This is a genomic window from Streptomyces sp. DSM 116793, assembly GCF_057320905.1.
In genome coordinates this window covers 8,667,877-8,684,747 of the sequence record NZ_CM170494.1, presented here as the reverse complement: position 1 = coordinate 8,684,747, position 16,871 = coordinate 8,667,877, and the positions used below count along the sequence as shown (strand labels likewise).

Here is a 16,871-nt window from a genome sequence, read left to right as displayed (position 1 = left end):
ACCCGGGCGGGCCCGGGGCGGTGTCCGGAGCCCACGCGCCCGGGCCGCGGGCCCCGCGCAGCATCGGGCCACCGGCCACCCCGCGTCGGCCACCCCGGGCCGGCCGCGCTCGGCCGGCCCGGCGGACGCGTCGGTCACGGCCGCGAGAAGACGCCTATCCCATTGGGCACGGGGCGTTCCGCTCCGCCGCCGGGGTGGTTGCGGACCGTGACGTGCGGGGCGCCGGGGTCGCGGGTGACGAGGGTGGTGGAGCCTCCGCCGTCGAGGTTGACCGCGTCGTCGGCGCCCAAGCCCCGCATGACCGTGGCCAGCTCGCTGATCGTCAGCCCGGCACTGGTCTCGGCGGTGCCGTCCAGGGCGAGCAGGTAGAGGACCCGGCCGTGCGAGCCGACGCCCGCCGCCGTGCGGGTCGCGGCGGTGACGGTGTCGAGGCCGGCGAGGGGGCTCCCGGCGCGCAGGATCGGGAAGCCGCCGACGGCGAACCGCAGCGGGACGCGGCCCTGCCCCGCGAGGTGGTAGGAGACCCGGACACGCGCGCCCGGGACCAGCGCGCGCAGCGCGTCGGCGCCCTGCTCACGGCCGACGAGGACCGTGCTCCCCGGTGCGACGGGGCCCGCGCCGGGCGTGCCGGCGACGGAGACGACGCGGCCGCCGCGCACGGTCACCTCGTAGGTGTCGGTGCTGCACGGCGCCTCGCGCACGGTGTCCGTGCCGCAGGTGGCGCGGGCGCGGGAGACGGTGCCCCAGTCGGAGGTGTAGGCACCCACGCCGTTCTCCGGCAGTGCGTACTGGTTGAGGCCGGTCAGCGGCAGCGTGCCGGACCCGGTGAGCACCGCCCCCTTGAGGGAGAGGGTGTCCAGGCGGCCCCTGCGGTCGGCGCCGACACCGATGACGTCCTGGGTGGAGGTGCCGGGCGGCAGCGCCGGCCCGAACCGCTGGCCGTTCGGCACGGCCGCCTTGAGCTGGTGGCCCCCGGCGATGGCGGGGCCGTCGGAGGAGCCGGTGGGCGGCACCGAGGGGTGGGTCTCGGAGATGTTGAAGAAGTCGCCGTTCACCCCCGCCACCGCGCCCTGGCCGTCGGCGAGTGCGGACACCGGCTCGCGGTCGGTGACCGAGGTACCGTGCAGCAGGTCGACGGAGACGTGCGGATCGCGCAGGTCGACGGTGACCACATGGCCGTTGACCTGACCGTGCGACGCGGTGAAGCCGATGTCCTGGTACACCACGCCGGGCGCGACCCGGGTGGCGCCCGCGGCCTCGACCGCCACCCCGTGCGGCGCGGCCGCGGCGGGCCCCGCGCCCGCGATCCCGCCCGCGACGAGCACACCGCACACGGCCAGCGCGGCCGCCGCCGACCGCACGCATCTGGATTCCCGGACAGCTCGCTGTGCCACAGCCCCACCCCTGACATCTCGCCACTCGTCACATCACTGCGTTCAGGCGAGACTTCAGCACGCCCGGACACCGGGCGGAAGAGGGCGTCAGGGTTGTTGGCCGAGCGCTCCCGGCGTGTTCACCGGGGCCGCCCACCGTTCAGCCGCGGCGTTCGCCCCGACGGCCGCGGTGCTCGCCGCGAGCGGCTGCCGCGTTCTCGTCGAGGTCGGCCGGGGTGGGCGCCGGCCGGTGGCGGTGCGCGGGGTGGGGGAGGGTCAGGCCCGCACGCTGGTGATAACGCAGCGTGTCACCGCTCAGCCCACAGGCCATGGACCGGGCGCGTCCGCCTGCGGTGCGGGTCAGCCGCCGTCGCCCTCGGACGCCGGGGGCGGTGCCGGCCGGGACGGCAGGCGCAGCCGGAAGACGGAGCCGGCGCCCGGCTCGCTCTCGGCGGTCACGGTGCCGCCGTGCGCGGTGACGAGCTGGCGGACGATCGCAAGGCCGAGCCCGCTCCCGCCGGTGCGTCTGCTGCGGGACTTCTCGGCCCGCCAGAACCGGTCGAAGACGTGCGGCAGGTCCTCCGGCGCGATCCCGCTCCCGGTGTCCGCCACCTCGAAGAGGGCCTGCTCGCCGTCCGGCCGCACGGTCAGGGTGATGCTGCCCCCGGCCGGGGTGTGGCGGATGGCGTTGGAGACCAGGTTGCCGATCGCCTGCCGCATCCTGACCGGATCCGCGTCGAGCCAGGGGCTGCCGGGCGCGGCCGTGGCCAGCTCGACGCCGGCCGCGTCCGCCGCGACTCGGTGGGCGGCGGCCACCTGCTCCAGGAGTTCGTCGGCGCGCACCGGCTCCCTGCGCAGGCGGAGCGTGCCCGCGTCGGCGGCCGCGAGGTCCTGGAGGTCGTCGATGACGCGCTGGAGCACCACCGCCTCGTCGTGCAGGGAGGCCAGCAGCTCGGGATCGGGCTCGACGATGCCGTCCCTGGCGACCTCCAGCCAGCCGCGGATGTTGGTGAGCGGGGTGCGCAGCTCGTGGGCGATGTCGCTCACCATCGCCTTGCGCTGTGCTTCGATGCGTTCACGGCGCTCGGTGAGGTCGTTGAAGGCGGCGGCGAGGATGCCCGTCTCGTCCCGGGTGGCGACCGGGACCCGCAGGCGCCGCTCCGGCATCTGCTGGGCGGCCTGGGTGAGGGCGCGCAGCGGCCGCACCAGCCGCAGACCGACGACGACGGTCACGGCGACGGTGAGGGCGAGGACGAGCGCGACGACCGCGACCACCTTCGCCTTGTTGGCGCTGGACATGTCGAACGACGGCTGGGCGGTGTCGGCGCTGCCGAGGAACAGCTCCGCGGTCGGCGCGACATACGGGTCGAGTTGCCGGCGGCGCGCCGATTCGACGCACTCCTGCTCCTTCCGCTGGGCCGCGGTGCTCCGTCCCGTCGCGTCCTCGGGCAGGTAGCGCACGGCGAGGGGCTGGCCTCCGAAGTCCAGCGAGAACAACAGCGTGGCGCCGCGTGACGCGCCGTTTCCTTCCGGGCCCAGGCAGGCCTTCGCGTCGGCGTACAGCCTGTTCAGGGCGGCCTTCTCGGTCGGCACGGGGGCGTTGAGCTTGCCGTCGGCGCAGGCGTCGGGGACGGGGACGTCGGTGGAGCCGTCCTCGCCGACCAGTAGGGAGCGGCCGCTGGGCGTCTGGGTGATGCGTGTGTCGATGCCGTACTTCGCGGCGCAGGTGCGGCGGATCTCGGCCAGCGCGAGCACCCGTTCGCGTTCGGACCGGGTGAGGCGGTAGGGGCCGACGGCACGCGGATCGATGCCGGTGATCTGGGCGCCGGGCTCGGTGGAGGTGTCGGTGTGCAGCGGGTCGATGGTGGCGGCCGCCCTTGGCGGCAGCGGGACCCGGCCGGCGGCGGAGTCCGCGATGGGTTCCCGGTCGGTGGTGGTCAGGGCGATCCGCCGGCCGGTCCTGCGGGTCAGCGCGCGCAGTTCGTCCGAGACGCCTGCCCAGCTCGGGTGGGTGGCCGCCCAGCCACTCAGCCGGCGCAGGATGTCGGTGTCCTCGGAGAGCACCTGGCCCTGTTCCTCGCGGATGGCGCTGGTGGTGGTCTGCACCGCGAGCCAGGCCGTGCCCGCCACCGAGCAGGCGGCGATCAGCACCGAGGTGAACAGCAGCCTGACCAGCAGGCTCTTGTGCAGCGGTATGGTCCGTCGCGGCAGTCGGCGGCCCGTCACGGCCGCTCACCGCTGAGTTTGTACCCCACGCCGAAGACCGTCAGGAGGCGGACGGGCCGGCGCGGGTCGGGCTCTATCTTCCTGCGCAGGTTCATGATGTGGGCGTCGATGGCCCGCTCGGTGGACGCCCGGTCGATGCCCCGGGTGCACTCCAGGAGCTGTCTGCGGGAGAACACCCGGCCCGGCTCGGCCGCCATGGCCAGCAGGATCTCGTACTCGCCGGGGGTGCAGTCGACCGGCGAGCCGTCGCAGCGCACCTCGTGACGGGCGGGGTCGACGACGAGTCCGGCGGCCCGCAGCACGGGGGTGGTCGCGGGCCGGCCGGGCGCCGGGGGCCGGCTCCGCCTGAGGACCGTTCGGATCCGGGCCATCAGCTCCCGCGGGCTGTAGGGCTTGGTCATGTAGTCGTCCGCGCCCAACTCCAGGCCGAGCAGCACATCGTCCTCCGTGGAGCGGGCGGTGAGCATCAGGATGGCGACGTCGTCGTCGCGCCGCAGCACGCGGCACACCCCGTAGCCGTCGATCACCGGCAGCATGAGGTCCAGCACGACCAGGTCCGGCCTGTCCCGCCGCACCGCGTCGAGGGCGGCCCGCCCGTCGTGGACCACGGTGGCGGTGTGGCCCTCCTGCAGCAGGGAGCGGCGGATCAGCTCGGCCTGCATCTCGTCGTCCTCGGCGACCAGCACATGTGCGCACACGCCGCTGATGCTAGGCCCGTACGGCGGTGCCCGGAGCGGGGACCCGTACCGGGGGCCCGTACCGGGGGCCCGTACCGGGGGCCCGTACCGGGGGCCCGACGCACCCGAGCAGGGTGGGCAGGCGCAAGCGGAAGGGGTGAGCCGAGTCGAACCGCCGCCGGGACTCAACCGCTCCCGCAGGCGCACCCGTTCCCCAGAACCCACCCGCCGCGACCGCTCCCGCAGGCGCACCCGTTCCCCAGAACCCACCCGCCGCGACCGCTCCCGCAGGCGCACCCGTTCCCCAGAACCCACCCGCCGCGACCGCTCCCGCAGGCGCACCCGTTCGCGGCGAGCCGCTCACTTCCGCAGGGCCGCCGCGTCGCCCATCACCACCACCGGATGCAGGGCGGGGTCCAGCGCGCGCAGCAGTTCCTTCATGTGGTCCTTGCTGAGGCTGACGCACCCGTGGGTGGGACCGCCGTGGTCGACGTGGAACCAGATGCCGCCGCCGCGTCCGGCGCCGAGCGGCCGGGTCCAGTCCAGCGGGGTGGTGCCCGGCTTGCGGTTGTAGTTGATGGCGACGACGTAGTCGAAGGAGCCTTCCAGCGGTTCGCCCTCGAACCCGGTGCCGGGCATGGTGAAGGCCCCCGAGTGGTCGTACGGGAGTCTGGTGCCGGGGTCGGCGAGCCGGCCTCCCGCGTCCGTGAGGGTGTAGACGCCGATCGGCGAGCGCAGGTCCCCGGCGCGGTGGTGGCCGGTCCAGCCGTGCAGGGCGTTGTGCGCGGGCCAGCTCTCCCCCGCGCGCCAGCCCGCCGCGGTGCGTTCGTAGAGCACGGCGGTGGACAGCGGCGAGTCCTTGTCCCGGCCGGTCACCACGACGGCCTGGCGGGCCGTGGGCGGCACCTCGGCCCAGGTCTTGGGCCCGAGGCCGGGGATCTGCTGGGGTGCCACCTCGACGGACAGCGAGGGCGCCGGGGACGGTGCGGCACGGTCGTCCGCGGTGGCCGCGGCCTCGCTTCTTCCGCCGGTGGTCACGGCGCCGCACCCGGACAGCAGCAGCGCACCCGCGAGCACGGCCGCCGGCACGGCCGGCATCCGCGGGCGAACGGTGCGTCCACGGGGCACGGCGGAACCGGGGGGTGCCACGGAGGCGGAGGACCCCGCAGAGGCGGCGAACAGTCCGGTGTGGGGGGCGGATCCAGCGCGCGGGCCGGAACCGGTGGTGCTGTGCGGCTTCCTCGTCATGACTCCGACCATGGCGCCCAGTTGTGAGGAAATCGTCAGGTCCCAAGAGCGATCTCCGTCACTCTCGGGCGGCTCCCCCGCCGTGCACCACCCGGCCGCCCACCACGGTGAACTCCGGGCGCAGCGTGAGCAGTCGCTCCTCGGCGCAGGCCAGCGGGTCGTCCGGGTAGGCGACCAGGTCGGCGGGGGCGCCCGGGGCGAGCCCGCCGGTGCCGCCGAGGAGCCGGGCACCGGCCGTCGTGGCGAGCCGGAAGGCGGTGTGCCGGTCGATCGCGTGGCCGGGCCCGAGGACTCCGACGGGAGTGCGGCGGGTGACCATGCCGTGGACGGCCCGCAGCGGGTCCAGGGGGCCGATGGGGTGGTCGGTGCCGGCGCTGATGGAGACGCCCGCGGCCAGCAGCTCGCGCAACGGGAAGAGACCGGCGGCCCGTTCGGCGCCCCATGCCGTGCTGAGCGCCTCGGCGAGGCCGTCCAGCAGCGGCTGCTGGACGGTGATGTGGCACCCGAGGTCCGCGGCGTCGGCGATCCGCGCGCCGACCAGACCGCCGTGCTCGACCACCAGGGCGCCCGGCGGCAGCGGTCCGAGCCGGTCGCGCACCGCACGCAGCACATCGAGGAGGAGCGCCACGGCACGGTCGCCGAACGCATGGGTGCCGACCGGCCAGCCACGGCGTGCGGCGGTGGCCAGGACGTCGGTGAGCGCCGCCCGGTCCCACATCAACTCGCCGTGGTAGCCGGGCCGGTCGGCGTAGGGCTGCTGGAGCGCCGCGGCCTCGACACCGCCGTCGAGCACCAGCTTCAGGCCCCACAGCCGCAGTCCGGGGCGGCCGGCGCCGGGCCGGATGCCCTGCTCCTCCAGCGCGTCGAGGTAGGCGTCGGGCGAGCCGGCGCTCTCGACCTTCGTCCGGGTGGAGAAGATCATCGCGTGGGAGCGCACGGAGAGCCGCCCGGCGTCCCCGGCAGCCGTGTAGGCGGCCCACTCCGCCGGGGTGACGGCCGGGTCCCTGACCGTGCCGATGCCGTGCCCGGCGTAGTGCGCCGAGGCCTCTTCGAGCCCGGCGGCGAGCAGGTCGGGGGGTGTCGGCGGCAGGGCGCGCTGGGCGTGTTCGAGCGCGGTGTCCTGCACCCACCCGGTCGGGTTCCCCGACGCGTCGCGGGCGACGAAGCCGCCGGGCGGGTCCGGAGTGCCGGGGCCGATGCCCGCGAGGCGCAGGCCCGCGGTGTTCAGTACGCCGTTGTGGCCGCCGCGCAGCACCAGCACCGGGTGGTCCGCGGTGGCCCGGTCGAGCTCGGCCGCGGTGGGCAGGCGCCGCTCGGTGAGCCGGAGTTCGTGCCAGTCGGCCGCCGTGACGATCCACCGGCCGGGCGGCGTGTGCGCGGCGCGCTCCCGGACCAGCCGCAGGAACTCCGCGAGGTCCGCCGCCCCGGACACCGGCACGCCGAGGCGGTTGCGGGCGGCGAGCATCAGATGGTTGTGGGTGTCGACGAAGGCGGGGAGCACGACGGCGGACGGGCCGCCGAGCCGGCGCGTGCGGGGCCCGCACAGCGCGTCCAGGGCGTCGGCCTCGTCGGCGGTCCTGGCGACCGCGGCGATGGTTCCGTCCCGTACCGCCAGTGCCACCGCGGTGGGGTGCGCCGCGTCCATGGTGTGGATCCGCCGTGCGCGGACCACGAGATCGGCCGCTGCGACTTCCGCCATGCGGGCGATCGTACGGGCGGGGTCGGCCGGGGCGCAGGGCCGGGGTGCCGTCGGCACGGGGCCGGCCACCGGAGCCGGAGGCCCTGGACCTCGCGGTGGCCGGCGTTACGATGTGCCCATGCGTCTTTCGTCGTGTCTGAGCTGGTGGCGCTCCTCGTAGGAGCGGCCACCTCTCACGCGCGCACCGGGCCGTTCGGACGGACGGCCCTTCCGTGGTCCCTGGATCAGGGGTCGTGTCGTCCTGACGGCGATACCGACCCCACCAGGAGACACCATGAACACCACACTCCGCACCGCGGGCCCCGCCGCCCCCGTCCCAGCCTCCTCCGCCGGCGCCGACGCGCTCCGGACGTCTGCCGCCCGGGCCCGCAGCGCGGAGCTGGAGAGGCTGATCGCCGAGGATCCCGAGCGGTTCCGGGTGCTGACCGGCGACCGCCCCACCGGGCGGCTGCACCTGGGCCACTACTTCGGCACCCTCCACAACCGCGTACGTCTCCAGAACCTCGGCGTGGAGATGTTCGTGATCATCGCGGACTACCAGGTGCTGACCGACCGCGATGTGGCGGACAACCTGACCGGGTACGTCGAGGAGCTGGTCCTGGACTACCTCGCGATCGGCGTGGACCCGGCACGCAGCACGATCTTCACGCACAGCGCCGTTCCCGCCCTCAACCAGTTGCTGCTGCCCTTCCTCAGCCTGGTCTCGACGGCGGAGCTCGGCCGCAATCCCACCGTCAAGGACGAGATCGCCCAGGCGCGGCAGTCCTCCGTCAGCGGCCTGATGTTCACCTACCCCGCCCACCAGGCCGCCGACATCCTCTTCTGCAAGGCCAACCTGGTCCCGGTCGGTCAGGACCAGCTGCCCCACCTCGAACTCACCCGGACCATCGCCCGCCGATTCAACGACCGTTACGGCGCCGGCACCGCCGTCTTCCCCGAGCCCGGTGCGCTCCTGTCGGACATACCGCTGCTGCTCGGCACGGACGGCACCAAGATGAGCAAGAGCCGGGGGAACGCCATCACCCTGGCCGCGGGCGCGGACGAGACAGCCCGGCTGATCAAGGGTGCCAGGACCGACTCCGAGCGCCACATCACCTACGACCCGGCCACGCGCCCCGAGGTGTCTTCGCTCCTCCTGCTGGCGGCCCTCTGCCAGCACCTCACTCCCCAGCAGGTCGCCGCCGACATCGGCTCCGCGGGAGCCGCCGCTCTGAAGAGGACGGTGACCGAGGCGGTCAACGAGTACCTGGCTCCGATCCGGGCCCGCCGTACCCGGTACGCGCAGGACCGCGGTTACCTCCGCCGGGTCCTGCGCGAGGGCAACGACCGCGCCAGAGCCGTGGCCGACACCACCCTCGCCGAGGTGCGTGCCGCCATGAACAGCCACTACTGACACCGGGCCGGGTCAGGCCGGGAAACCGCGGAGGGTGCTCCACGGGCGCGTCGGGCCGCTCCTCAGGGATGAGGTGACCGCGTTCGGGGATTTCGGCCCCGGTGACCCGGTCCGCGTACCCGCGCGAGCCGTCTGGTGCCGGGGCCCGCTCCAAGCGGACAATTCCCTTGGCGGGGCGTGGCGTCGGACATCGTCGTGGCGGGGCGTCTCACGGCACCGCGGCCACCGTCGGCGTCCGGGGCCGCCCGAGATCCCGATGCGGGACCGTCCACGCCGCCGATGCGCCACCAGAGCCGGTGAGGGGGGAAACCGATGACGTCGTGTGGGGTCTCCGGCAGCGGGCCCGGGGGCGACCCGCTGGCCGATGCCGTCCGCGGGGTCCTGCCCTGGGCTTCCGGGGACGTCGCGCGGTTCACCGGCCTGGTCTGCTGGCTTGCCACCACCGTCTACGATCCGTGTGTCCCCGCCGGACAGGCCGCCGCGGAGGTCGGCGCCCTCGGGCTGGACGCCCCGCTGTACGCGCCCCTGCGCGCCCTGCTCACCGGGCTGAGATCGGGCGGCGACGCACCCGCCGGGGCGCGCGCCGAGGACGTCCGGCGCTGTGCCGACGTGGTCCGTGGGGCCCTGCGCTCACTGCCTGGGCGGGCCCACGGCGAACGGCCCCGCCTGGCCCGGCTCCACGCCGCCCTGCTGGTGCAGGCGAACGTCCTGGTGCCCGGGATGATGGACTTCGACGAGGTGGACGAGGCGGCGGAGCAGCCGGAGAGCGATCCCGCCGGCCGCCGTGAGCTCGCGGGGTGGGGGCAGGTCGGCCTGGTGGAGTACCTGGCCCTGTCCGTGGACAACGTGCGTGCCTGCCAGAGCGGGGACATGGGCGCCCTGGAACGGCTCGTCGCCCGGATCCGGCGGCTGATCACCACGCTGCCGGGGGACCCGTCGGCGGCCACCGCCTACGGGCCGCTGGCCGGCATGCTCGCCACGGCGCTGTCCCAGGCGGCGGGCCTGGGCGGCAGCCTCCAGGACGCCGAGGCGGGACTGGCCGTGCTGCGGGAGCTGCGCACCGCCCTCGGCCGCGCGGGCACCGCCCTCCCGGTCTCCATGGCGGTGGCCGCCGCACTCGCCGAGATCGATGTGGCCCGGCGGCGCGGGGACCCCTCGGCGCTGCCGCCCCTGATCGCGGAACTGAGCGCTCTGGCCGCCGCTCCGCCCGCGAGCGACCACGACCGGTTCGCCGTCGCCGTCGTCCTGGGGATGGCGTACGAGACGAGCGCCGACTGCGCCGGGGACCCGGCCTCGTACCACCTCGCCGCGCGCTGCTTCCGGCAGGCGCGGCAGGTCGCCCCGCAGGGGCTCCCTCCGTCGATGCGGGTGTTCTTCCAGTACCAGCAGGCCTCGCTGGTGACCCGGCTGGCCATGATCGAGCCCAGCCGGGAGGCCGTGCGGCGCGCCGTCGAGGCCGTGCACGAGGCCCTCGCGGGGACGGGGTGCCCGGCGCCCACGGAGATGGCGCTGCGACAGGGCCTGGCACGGGCCCTGCTGCGCGCCGCCGACCTGCTCGGCGCCCCCGATCTCCTCGGCCCCTGCCTGCGGGAGCTCTCCCTGCTCCTGGCACGGACGAGGGAGCTGATCGACCGGGGCGAGGTGTGGCCGGGCACCGCCGACGTGATGATCCTGGCGTCCGACGCCGTGTGGGCGCACGGCCGGAGCCGCACCGGCGACGACGCGGCCCGGGCCCGGGAGGCCAGCCTGTCGATCCGCGGGAAGGCCCTCCTCGTCATGGCCTTCAACGTTCTGATCCAGGGCAGGGCGGAGCACGGCCTTGCGGTGGCCCGGTCCGGGACGGTGCACGCATTGTGGCTGGCGCACCGCAGGATCGAGTCCGGCGAGGTCGCCGACGCCGTGTGGGCGCTGGAGCTCGGCCGCGCCCTCGTCCTGCGCAAGGCCACCGCCTCACGCGGTCTGTCGGAGCAGATGGCCGCGGCGGGCCGGCCCGACCTCGCAGCGCGCTGGCACGCCGAGGCCCTGCGGGACCTGCTCAGCCCGGACGCCGCCGCGCTGCTCGAACCGCCGAGCGGACCGCAGTTCTCCAGCACCCTGCGGCGCAGGATGATGCAACTGCGTCCGGCGAGCGAGTACACCAGGGACGTGGTGGAGGTGCCGGGTGTGGCCGAGCTGACCGGCGCCCTCGCGGCCGCCGGCGCCGACGCGCTCGTCTACCTCGTGCCCGGGGAGGGGCCCGGGCAGCCCGGCCACGCGCTGGTCCTCAGGCCGGGCGCCGGAGCGCAGGAGCCCGTCACCCTCGCACTGCCGCTGCTCACCGACGCCAGCCCGCCGCTGGAGGCCTACCTCGACGCCGCCGCGCAGCGCTCGCGGGCCCGCACGGAACGCGTCCACATGTCGTGGCAGTCGGCGTGGGACGCCCACTGGGAGGTCATGCTGGACAAGCTGTGCGACTGGGCCTGGCCGGCCGCCATGGGCCCGGTCCTCGCGGCCGTCGGCCACCCGGGCCGGACACCGCGGATCGTGCTGGTGCCCTGCGGGCGGCTCGGCGTCGTCCCCTGGCACGCGGCGCGCGCCCCCGGCGACCCCGGCGGGGACGGGGCAGGCGGACACCGCTACGCCTGCCAGGAAGCGGTGATCAGCTACGCCTCCTCGGGCAGCCAGTTCCGGCGCGCCGCGGCCCGGGAACGCATGCCCGCCACCGGACGTAAGGTACTGGTCGACGACCCGCAACTCGAGCTCGTCTGGGCCGCCATCGAGACGGAGGCCCTCCTGACGGCCTGTTATCCGGACGCCCTGTGCTACGGGGAGCTCTCCTCGGACGGCGGGGGCGAGGGCGCACCGGGCACTCCCGAGGACGTCCTCGCCGTCCTGCCGGGCGGCTCGGCGCCGGCCGCCGTCGTGCACATCGCCTGCCACGCCCTCGCCGGTCCGGATCCGACCCGGTCCGCCCTGCGGCTCGCCGCGCCGCCCGGCGCTCCACCGGACGCGGGGCGCCTGACCGTGGCCAGGATCCTCGACAGCACCGCGGTCGCCCGCCCCGGCACCGCGGGCCCGCTGGTCGTGCTCAGCGCCTGCGAGACCGACCTGAGCACCCGTGACCACGACGAGGCCCTCACCCTGGCCACCGCCCTCGTCGCGCACGGCGCCTCGGACGTGGTCGGCTCGCGCTGGGCCGTGCACGGCGCCCCGACCGCCCTGATGATGGCCGTCTTCCACCACTTCCGCACCGCCCGGGGCCAGGCGCCCGCCGACGCCCTGCGTTCCGCGCAGCTCTGGATGCTCGACCCGGACCGGAAGGTCCCGCCCGGCCTCCACGACGTGCTGCGCCGCGAGGCCGCCCGGACCGACCTCCACCGCGTCCACCGCTGGGCCGCCTTCACCCACCAGGGCAATCCCACGACGGACGAGAGGACCGACGAGATCACGGCCGTCAGAAGGCGACGGGAACTCTTCAGGGCCGGCGGTCACCGGCTCGGCGTGGCGACGGCATCGAGCCACCTCGGAGCGCTGCTGCTGCGGGAACGCAGGTACGAGGAGGCCGTCGCGGCGCACGACGCCGCCCTGGAGGCGTGGCAGGGACTCGGCGACGGCCATCCCCTCCGGACCACGGCACTGGTGGCCTGGACGGTGGCCCACAACGAGCGCTGGCTGCGGCGGGCCCACCACTCCCCCGTCCGGGCGGACGCGCTACGCCGGGCGTGACGGGTGGCGCCGAACCACCACCTGACCCCGAACCACCACCGGACCACCCACCTGCGGTCGCCGCGGCGCGCCCACCGGAGGTGACCCGGTGGGGCGCCGCGCACCGTACACGCGGCGCCCCGGGTGCCGGGCCGTGCCGGGCCGTGCCGTCCCCCGGCCCCCCGAGAGCCGTCGCCTCCCCGTACCGTGACGCGGCGACGGACGGGCGCCGGGGACGGCACCCGGCGCCCGGCGGTCCACGGACGCCGGGCGGCCGGCCGGGCAGCTCCTACGCGTCGGGGCCGGTGAGGATCTTCAGGTCCGTCACGGTGTAGGAGAGCGAGCCGCGGAAGCCCACACCGGTGCGTTCGATCTTCAGGTCGGCCAGCTCCTCGTTCGGCGCGGCGAAGAAGCCGAGGTCGCCGCTTCCGGTCCAGACCCCCGCCACCTGCGGGCTGTCCAGCACGGACTGCGTGAGTTCGTGCACGGCCGGGTTGTCGTACTGCCCGGCGGTGAGCCGGGGGAAGTGCCGCAGGTTCACGATCGGCCGGCTCAGGGCGGGCAGGCTGGTGCCCGTCTTCTCCAGGGTGATCCGGGCCTCGGCTAGCCGGTGCCCCGCGGCGGACATGCTCGCGGCGAAGGTGCCCCCGGGGCCGACGACCGGAGCGGCCTTGCTGTCGACGGCGAAGGCGCGGGTCTGGCGGATGGCGCCCAGCTTCTTGGGAAAGCCCTGGAACCAGCCGCGCGCCAGCGCCGCGTCGTTGTCGACGTAGATGAACGGGCACCAGGCGACGGGGCTGCTCTGCCACTGCGCGTCGAGCAGGACGAGGAACTCCGCGTACCGGCTGCGCACCGGGTCGAGGTACTCCTGCTTGTCGCCGGAGAACTGCCAGTCGATGAAGAGGGCGTAGCCGTGCCCCGACGTGGTGGGATCGGGCGTCAGCCCCGCGGGCAGCGCGGCCTCCGCGGCGTCGGAGGACGTCCAGAACTCCACACCGACCACGTCGCCGACGTAGTGCCACGGCGGCGCCCCGACCAGCTGTGCGGTGCCGCGTGCGCTGAGCGGCAGGCTGTAGCCGAGCAACTCGCCCTCCGGGACGGTCACGTCGGCGCGGGCTCCGGACGTGGCCGTCGCCGCGTCGGCCGAAGCGGGTGCCGCCAGTGCGGTGGTCGCCACGGCCGCGATCCCGCCGCCGATCAGGCCGCGTCTGCCCAGGGTGGCCCGGGGCGCGTCGTTGTCTGTCATCGAGATCGGTCTCCTTGGTGCTCGTCAGGTGCCAAGGCCGGCGCGCCGGCCCCGCCTCCCGCGCCTCCCGGAGCGCGGTGCGCCCGTGCGGGCCTCCCCCGAGAGGGTGTTTTCCATGGACGTACGTAAGGGGGGAACGGAGGCCGGCGCGGCACCGTTCAGCCGGATTCGGCGCGGGCGGGATCTCCTGCCCGTCCCGCGGCCGCACTTCCTGGGGCGGGACGACACGCGCAAGCCGCCGGAAACCGGCTGTTCGGCCCCGGCCGCGCGCCGCTCACCACGGCCCCACCGCGCGAGGCGGCTCCGGCATGTCCGGCCCTGCGCAGCGCACCGCGACGCCCCGCCGGACGTCGCCGATCGGCCGCAAGACGCCCGTCGGCTATGCTCACCAACCGGTCCAATACCGTCATTCCTCATGTTCCGGGAAAGAGGGGCCGTGCGGGCAGGGCAGAGAGCACCGAAGGCGCGGGCCGCGATCGGCCTGGGTGCGGCGAGGCCGCGCAGGGCCCTGGCCTTCCCGCTCGGCCTGATCGTCGCCATCGTGCTGGCGGACGTGCTGACTCCCCCTGAGGTCCATCTGGGCTCTCTGCTGATCGTGGCTCCCGCGATCACGGCGTCCTTCGCCGGAGCGCTCGTCACGGGCGCCGTCGGGGCGCTGGCGGTCGCCGCCCAGTTGGTGACCAGCCTCCTTCCCCCCGCCCCGCTGCACATGGAGAACGTGGTCGCGCACACCATCGCCATCGTGGTGGTCACGGTCCTGGTGAGTCTGTTCCGCCACCTCCAGGACCAGCGGGCCACCGAACTCGGCCAGGTCAGGCGCGTCTCCGTGGCGGCCCAGCAGGCGGTCCTGCGTCCGCTTCCGCCGCGCGTCGGCCCGCTGCGCGTGGAGTCGCTGTACCTGGCGGCCGAGGACCACGCGCTCATCGGGGGCGACCTCTACGCGGCCGTACGCACCCCGGGCAGCACCCGCCTGCTGATCGGCGACGTCATGGGCAAGGGCATCACCGCCATGGGGGACGCCGCCCTGCTGCTCGGCGTGTTCCGCGAGGCCGCCCCGCGCATCACAGGACTCGACGAACTGATGGCCTATCTGGAGAGCCGGATCTCCGCGAACATCACCGAGCCGACGCGCCCCGACGAGGCCACGGAGTTCTTCATCACGGCCGCGGTCGTCGACATCCCCGACACACCCGGCTCCGCCCGGATCATCAACTCCGGCCATGTTCCCCCGCTCCTGCGCCGGGGGGACCGGCTCCTCACCCTCGACACCGAGACCGACCCTCCCCTGGGCCTGGGCCTGCCGGGCGCCCGCTCCTTCCGCCCCTGTTCGTTCGCCTTCGGCGGCGACGACGTCCTCCTGCTGTACACGGACGGAATCACCGAGGCCCGCTCCCCGGACGGCACCTTCTTCCCCCTGGCGCATCTCGCCGCCGGGTGGACCTGGGACAGCCCCCGGACCGTGGTGCAGCAGCTGCGACACGATCTGGAACGCCATGTACAGGGCCCTCTGCGGGACGACGCGGCGGTCGTCGCCATCCAGCGCACCGGGACCCACCGGCCGGACCGGGCATGACGCCCCACGGGGGCGGCGCCGGGCACCCGCACCTAGGCGGCCGGGCGTTCCCGCGCCGCCCGCCGTCCCGCAGGTCACGGCCTGCGTGGCCGTGTGGTTTCCTCCGGCCCGTTGACCTCGCGCCCCGGCGCCGCGCCCTGATCGCCTTCACCCCGGGTGCGTCGCACGATGAGGTCGGATGCGGCCCAATCGGTGGTCGACCGGGCCCCGGGTGCGCTTGGCTGTACGCAGCGAAGCGCGGGTGGGGTCGCGGCTGCCGGGCGTCCGTGCGGCGGATCGTCGCCATCCGGTGGATCACCGTGCCGCCGGTGGACCGTCGTGACTCCGGCGGGCCGTCGTCGAGGAGGTCTCATGGGCAGGGGCAGTGCGGTTGTCGTCGGGGGAAGCGTGGCCGGTCTGCTGGCCGCCCGCGCGTTGAGTGACCGTTTCGAGCGCGTCACCGTCTTCGACCGCGACACCCTGCCGACCGCGGCCCGGCCGCGCACCGGGGTCCCCCAGGGACGCCAGGTGCACGCCCTGCTCAACCGCGGCGCGCAGGCCCTGGAGGCGCTGCTGCCCGGATTCCTGGACGACCTGAAGGGCGCGGGAGTGCCCACGGGGGACGGCCAGCTGGACCACTACATGTACCTGGACGGCCGCCGCATCGCGCCCGCCGCGTCCGGGCTCACGCTGTACGGCGCGAGCAGACCGCTCATCGAACACCTGATCCGCACCCGGGTCGCCGCGCTGCCCAATGTGACGATCCAGGACGGCACCGCGGTCACCGGGCTCGTGCTCGACGGGGACGGCCGGGGTGTCGCCGGGGTGCGGCCGGCCGGCGCCGCCGACGAGGTCCGCGCCGACCTCGTCGTGGACGCCGCGGGCCGCGGCTCGCACGGGGTGCGCTGGCTGCGCGAGGCCGGTCTCACGGTGCCGCGGTCCCCCGCCATCCGTGCCGACGTCGTGTACGTCACCCGGCACTACGCCCGCAGGCCCGAGCACCTGAACGGGCTGCTCGGCGCCACCATCGTGCCGTATCCGGGGATGCACCGCGGCGGCGTCGCGGTACGGCAGGAGGGCGACAGGTTCGCCGTCGTGCTCGCCGGCATGCTGGGCGAGGAACCGCCGCTCGACGACACGGCGTACGCCGCCTGGGCCCGTACCCTGCCGGCGCCCGACGTCGCCGATGTCATCGACGTCGCGAAGCCGCTCGACGAGCCGGCCAGGATGCGCTTCCGCCAGAGTGTCCGCCACCTTTTCGAACGGCTCGACGCACCGCCCGCCGGCTTCCTGGCCGTGGGCGACGCGCTGTGCGACTTCAACCCCGTGTACGGGCAGGGCATGACCGTCGCCGCCATGGAGGCCGAACTGCTGCGGGGACTCCTCGCCGGTGGGGGTGAGCGGGACCTGCCGCGGCGCTTCTTCGCCGCGGCCGCCAAGGTGGTGGACGGACCGTGGCAGCTGGCGGCCGGAGGCGACTACCGGTTCCCCGAGGTCGAAGGGCCGCGCCCGGCCCTGGGGAGGCTCGTGGGCCGCTACCTCGACCGCTATCGGGCGGCGTCCGCCGTGGATCCGGTGCTGGGCACCCGCTTCCTGCGCGTCGCGCACCTCGTGGACCCGCCGTCCGGCCTGCTGTCCCCCGGGGCGGTCCTGCGGGTGATGCGGGCACGCCCCGGGCGGATGCCCGGCCGCTGACCCACGCCGCGGCCATGCCGGCGGCATCCCGGTCCGGGATCCCGCCGGCATGGCCGCTCCGTGCGGCCGTCCCCACCG

10 protein-coding genes are annotated in these 16,871 nt (G+C 75.2%); 4 read left to right on the top strand and 6 right to left on the bottom strand.

The window, feature by feature from the left end:
- Window positions 1-134: 134 nt before the first annotated feature.
- The 5 genes from ACSMXW_RS34310 to ACSMXW_RS34290 form a co-directional block, all read right to left on the bottom strand.
- Complete coding sequence (locus tag ACSMXW_RS34310) at window positions 135-1,361, bottom strand: phosphodiester glycosidase family protein (RefSeq protein ID WP_485802134.1); 1,227 nt, start codon at window positions 1,359-1,361, stop codon at window positions 135-137.
- 372 nt (window positions 1,362-1,733) lie between these two features.
- The gene (locus tag ACSMXW_RS34305; protein ID WP_485802132.1) at window positions 1,734-3,599 is read right to left on the bottom strand and encodes an ATP-binding protein; all 1,866 of its coding nucleotides are present in this window, start codon (window positions 3,597-3,599) and stop codon (window positions 1,734-1,736) included.
- Entirely contained in the window at window positions 3,596-4,297 is a 702-nt protein-coding gene (locus ACSMXW_RS34300; RefSeq protein ID WP_485802130.1) for a response regulator, read from the bottom strand. The genes ACSMXW_RS34305 and ACSMXW_RS34300 overlap by 4 nt, the downstream gene beginning before the upstream one ends.
- Window positions 4,298-4,636: 339 nt before the next feature.
- Complete coding sequence (locus tag ACSMXW_RS34295) at window positions 4,637-5,374, bottom strand: L,D-transpeptidase family protein (protein ID WP_485802129.1); 738 nt, start codon at window positions 5,372-5,374, stop codon at window positions 4,637-4,639.
- 208 nt (window positions 5,375-5,582) lie between these two features.
- Window positions 5,583-7,223, bottom strand: a complete 1,641-nt coding sequence (locus ACSMXW_RS34290) for an amidohydrolase (protein ID WP_485802127.1) — start codon at window positions 7,221-7,223, stop codon at window positions 5,583-5,585.
- A gap of 274 nt (window positions 7,224-7,497) precedes the next feature.
- On the opposite strand from ACSMXW_RS34290, the gene trpS reads away from it, so the two are divergent.
- Window positions 7,498-8,616, top strand: a complete 1,119-nt coding sequence (gene trpS / locus ACSMXW_RS34285; protein WP_485802125.1) for a tryptophan--tRNA ligase — start codon at window positions 7,498-7,500, stop codon at window positions 8,614-8,616.
- Between the two features lie 312 nt (window positions 8,617-8,928).
- Window positions 8,929-12,321, top strand: a complete 3,393-nt coding sequence (locus ACSMXW_RS34280) for a CHAT domain-containing protein (RefSeq protein WP_485802124.1) — start codon at window positions 8,929-8,931, stop codon at window positions 12,319-12,321.
- Window positions 12,322-12,589: 268 nt separating this feature from the next.
- Here the strand turns inward: ACSMXW_RS34280 and ACSMXW_RS34275 are convergent, their stop codons facing one another.
- Window positions 12,590-13,546, bottom strand: coding sequence for an acetoacetate decarboxylase family protein (locus ACSMXW_RS34275; protein ID WP_485802122.1), 957 nt, complete (start codon window positions 13,544-13,546; stop codon window positions 12,590-12,592).
- Window positions 13,547-13,982: 436 nt separating this feature from the next.
- On the opposite strand from ACSMXW_RS34275, the gene ACSMXW_RS34270 reads away from it, so the two are divergent.
- A complete protein-coding gene (locus tag ACSMXW_RS34270; RefSeq protein ID WP_485802120.1) occupies window positions 13,983-15,119 on the top strand; it encodes a PP2C family protein-serine/threonine phosphatase in 1,137 nt (378 codons plus the stop codon).
- Window positions 15,120-15,470: 351 nt separating this feature from the next.
- A complete protein-coding gene (locus tag ACSMXW_RS34265) occupies window positions 15,471-16,793 on the top strand; it encodes an FAD-dependent oxidoreductase (protein ID WP_485802119.1) in 1,323 nt (440 codons plus the stop codon).
- The last annotated feature ends 78 nt before the right edge of the window (window positions 16,794-16,871 follow it).

Excerpts from the sequence above, each read along its gene's own strand:
- ACSMXW_RS34280 (WP_485802124.1), top strand. The coding sequence starts at position 8,929 with ATGACGTCGTGTGGGGTCTCCGGCAGCGGGCCCGGGGGCGACCCGCTG.
- ACSMXW_RS34295 (WP_485802129.1), bottom strand. The coding sequence starts at position 5,374 with ATGCCGGCCGTGCCGGCGGCCGTGCTCGCGGGTGCGCTGCTGCTGTCC.
- trpS (WP_485802125.1), top strand. The coding sequence starts at position 7,498 with ATGAACACCACACTCCGCACCGCGGGCCCCGCCGCCCCCGTCCCAGCC.
- ACSMXW_RS34265 (WP_485802119.1), top strand. The coding sequence starts at position 15,471 with ATGGGCAGGGGCAGTGCGGTTGTCGTCGGGGGAAGCGTGGCCGGTCTG.
- ACSMXW_RS34290 (WP_485802127.1), bottom strand. The coding sequence starts at position 7,223 with ATGGCGGAAGTCGCAGCGGCCGATCTCGTGGTCCGCGCACGGCGGATC.
- ACSMXW_RS34275 (WP_485802122.1), bottom strand. The coding sequence starts at position 13,546 with ATGACAGACAACGACGCGCCCCGGGCCACCCTGGGCAGACGCGGCCTG.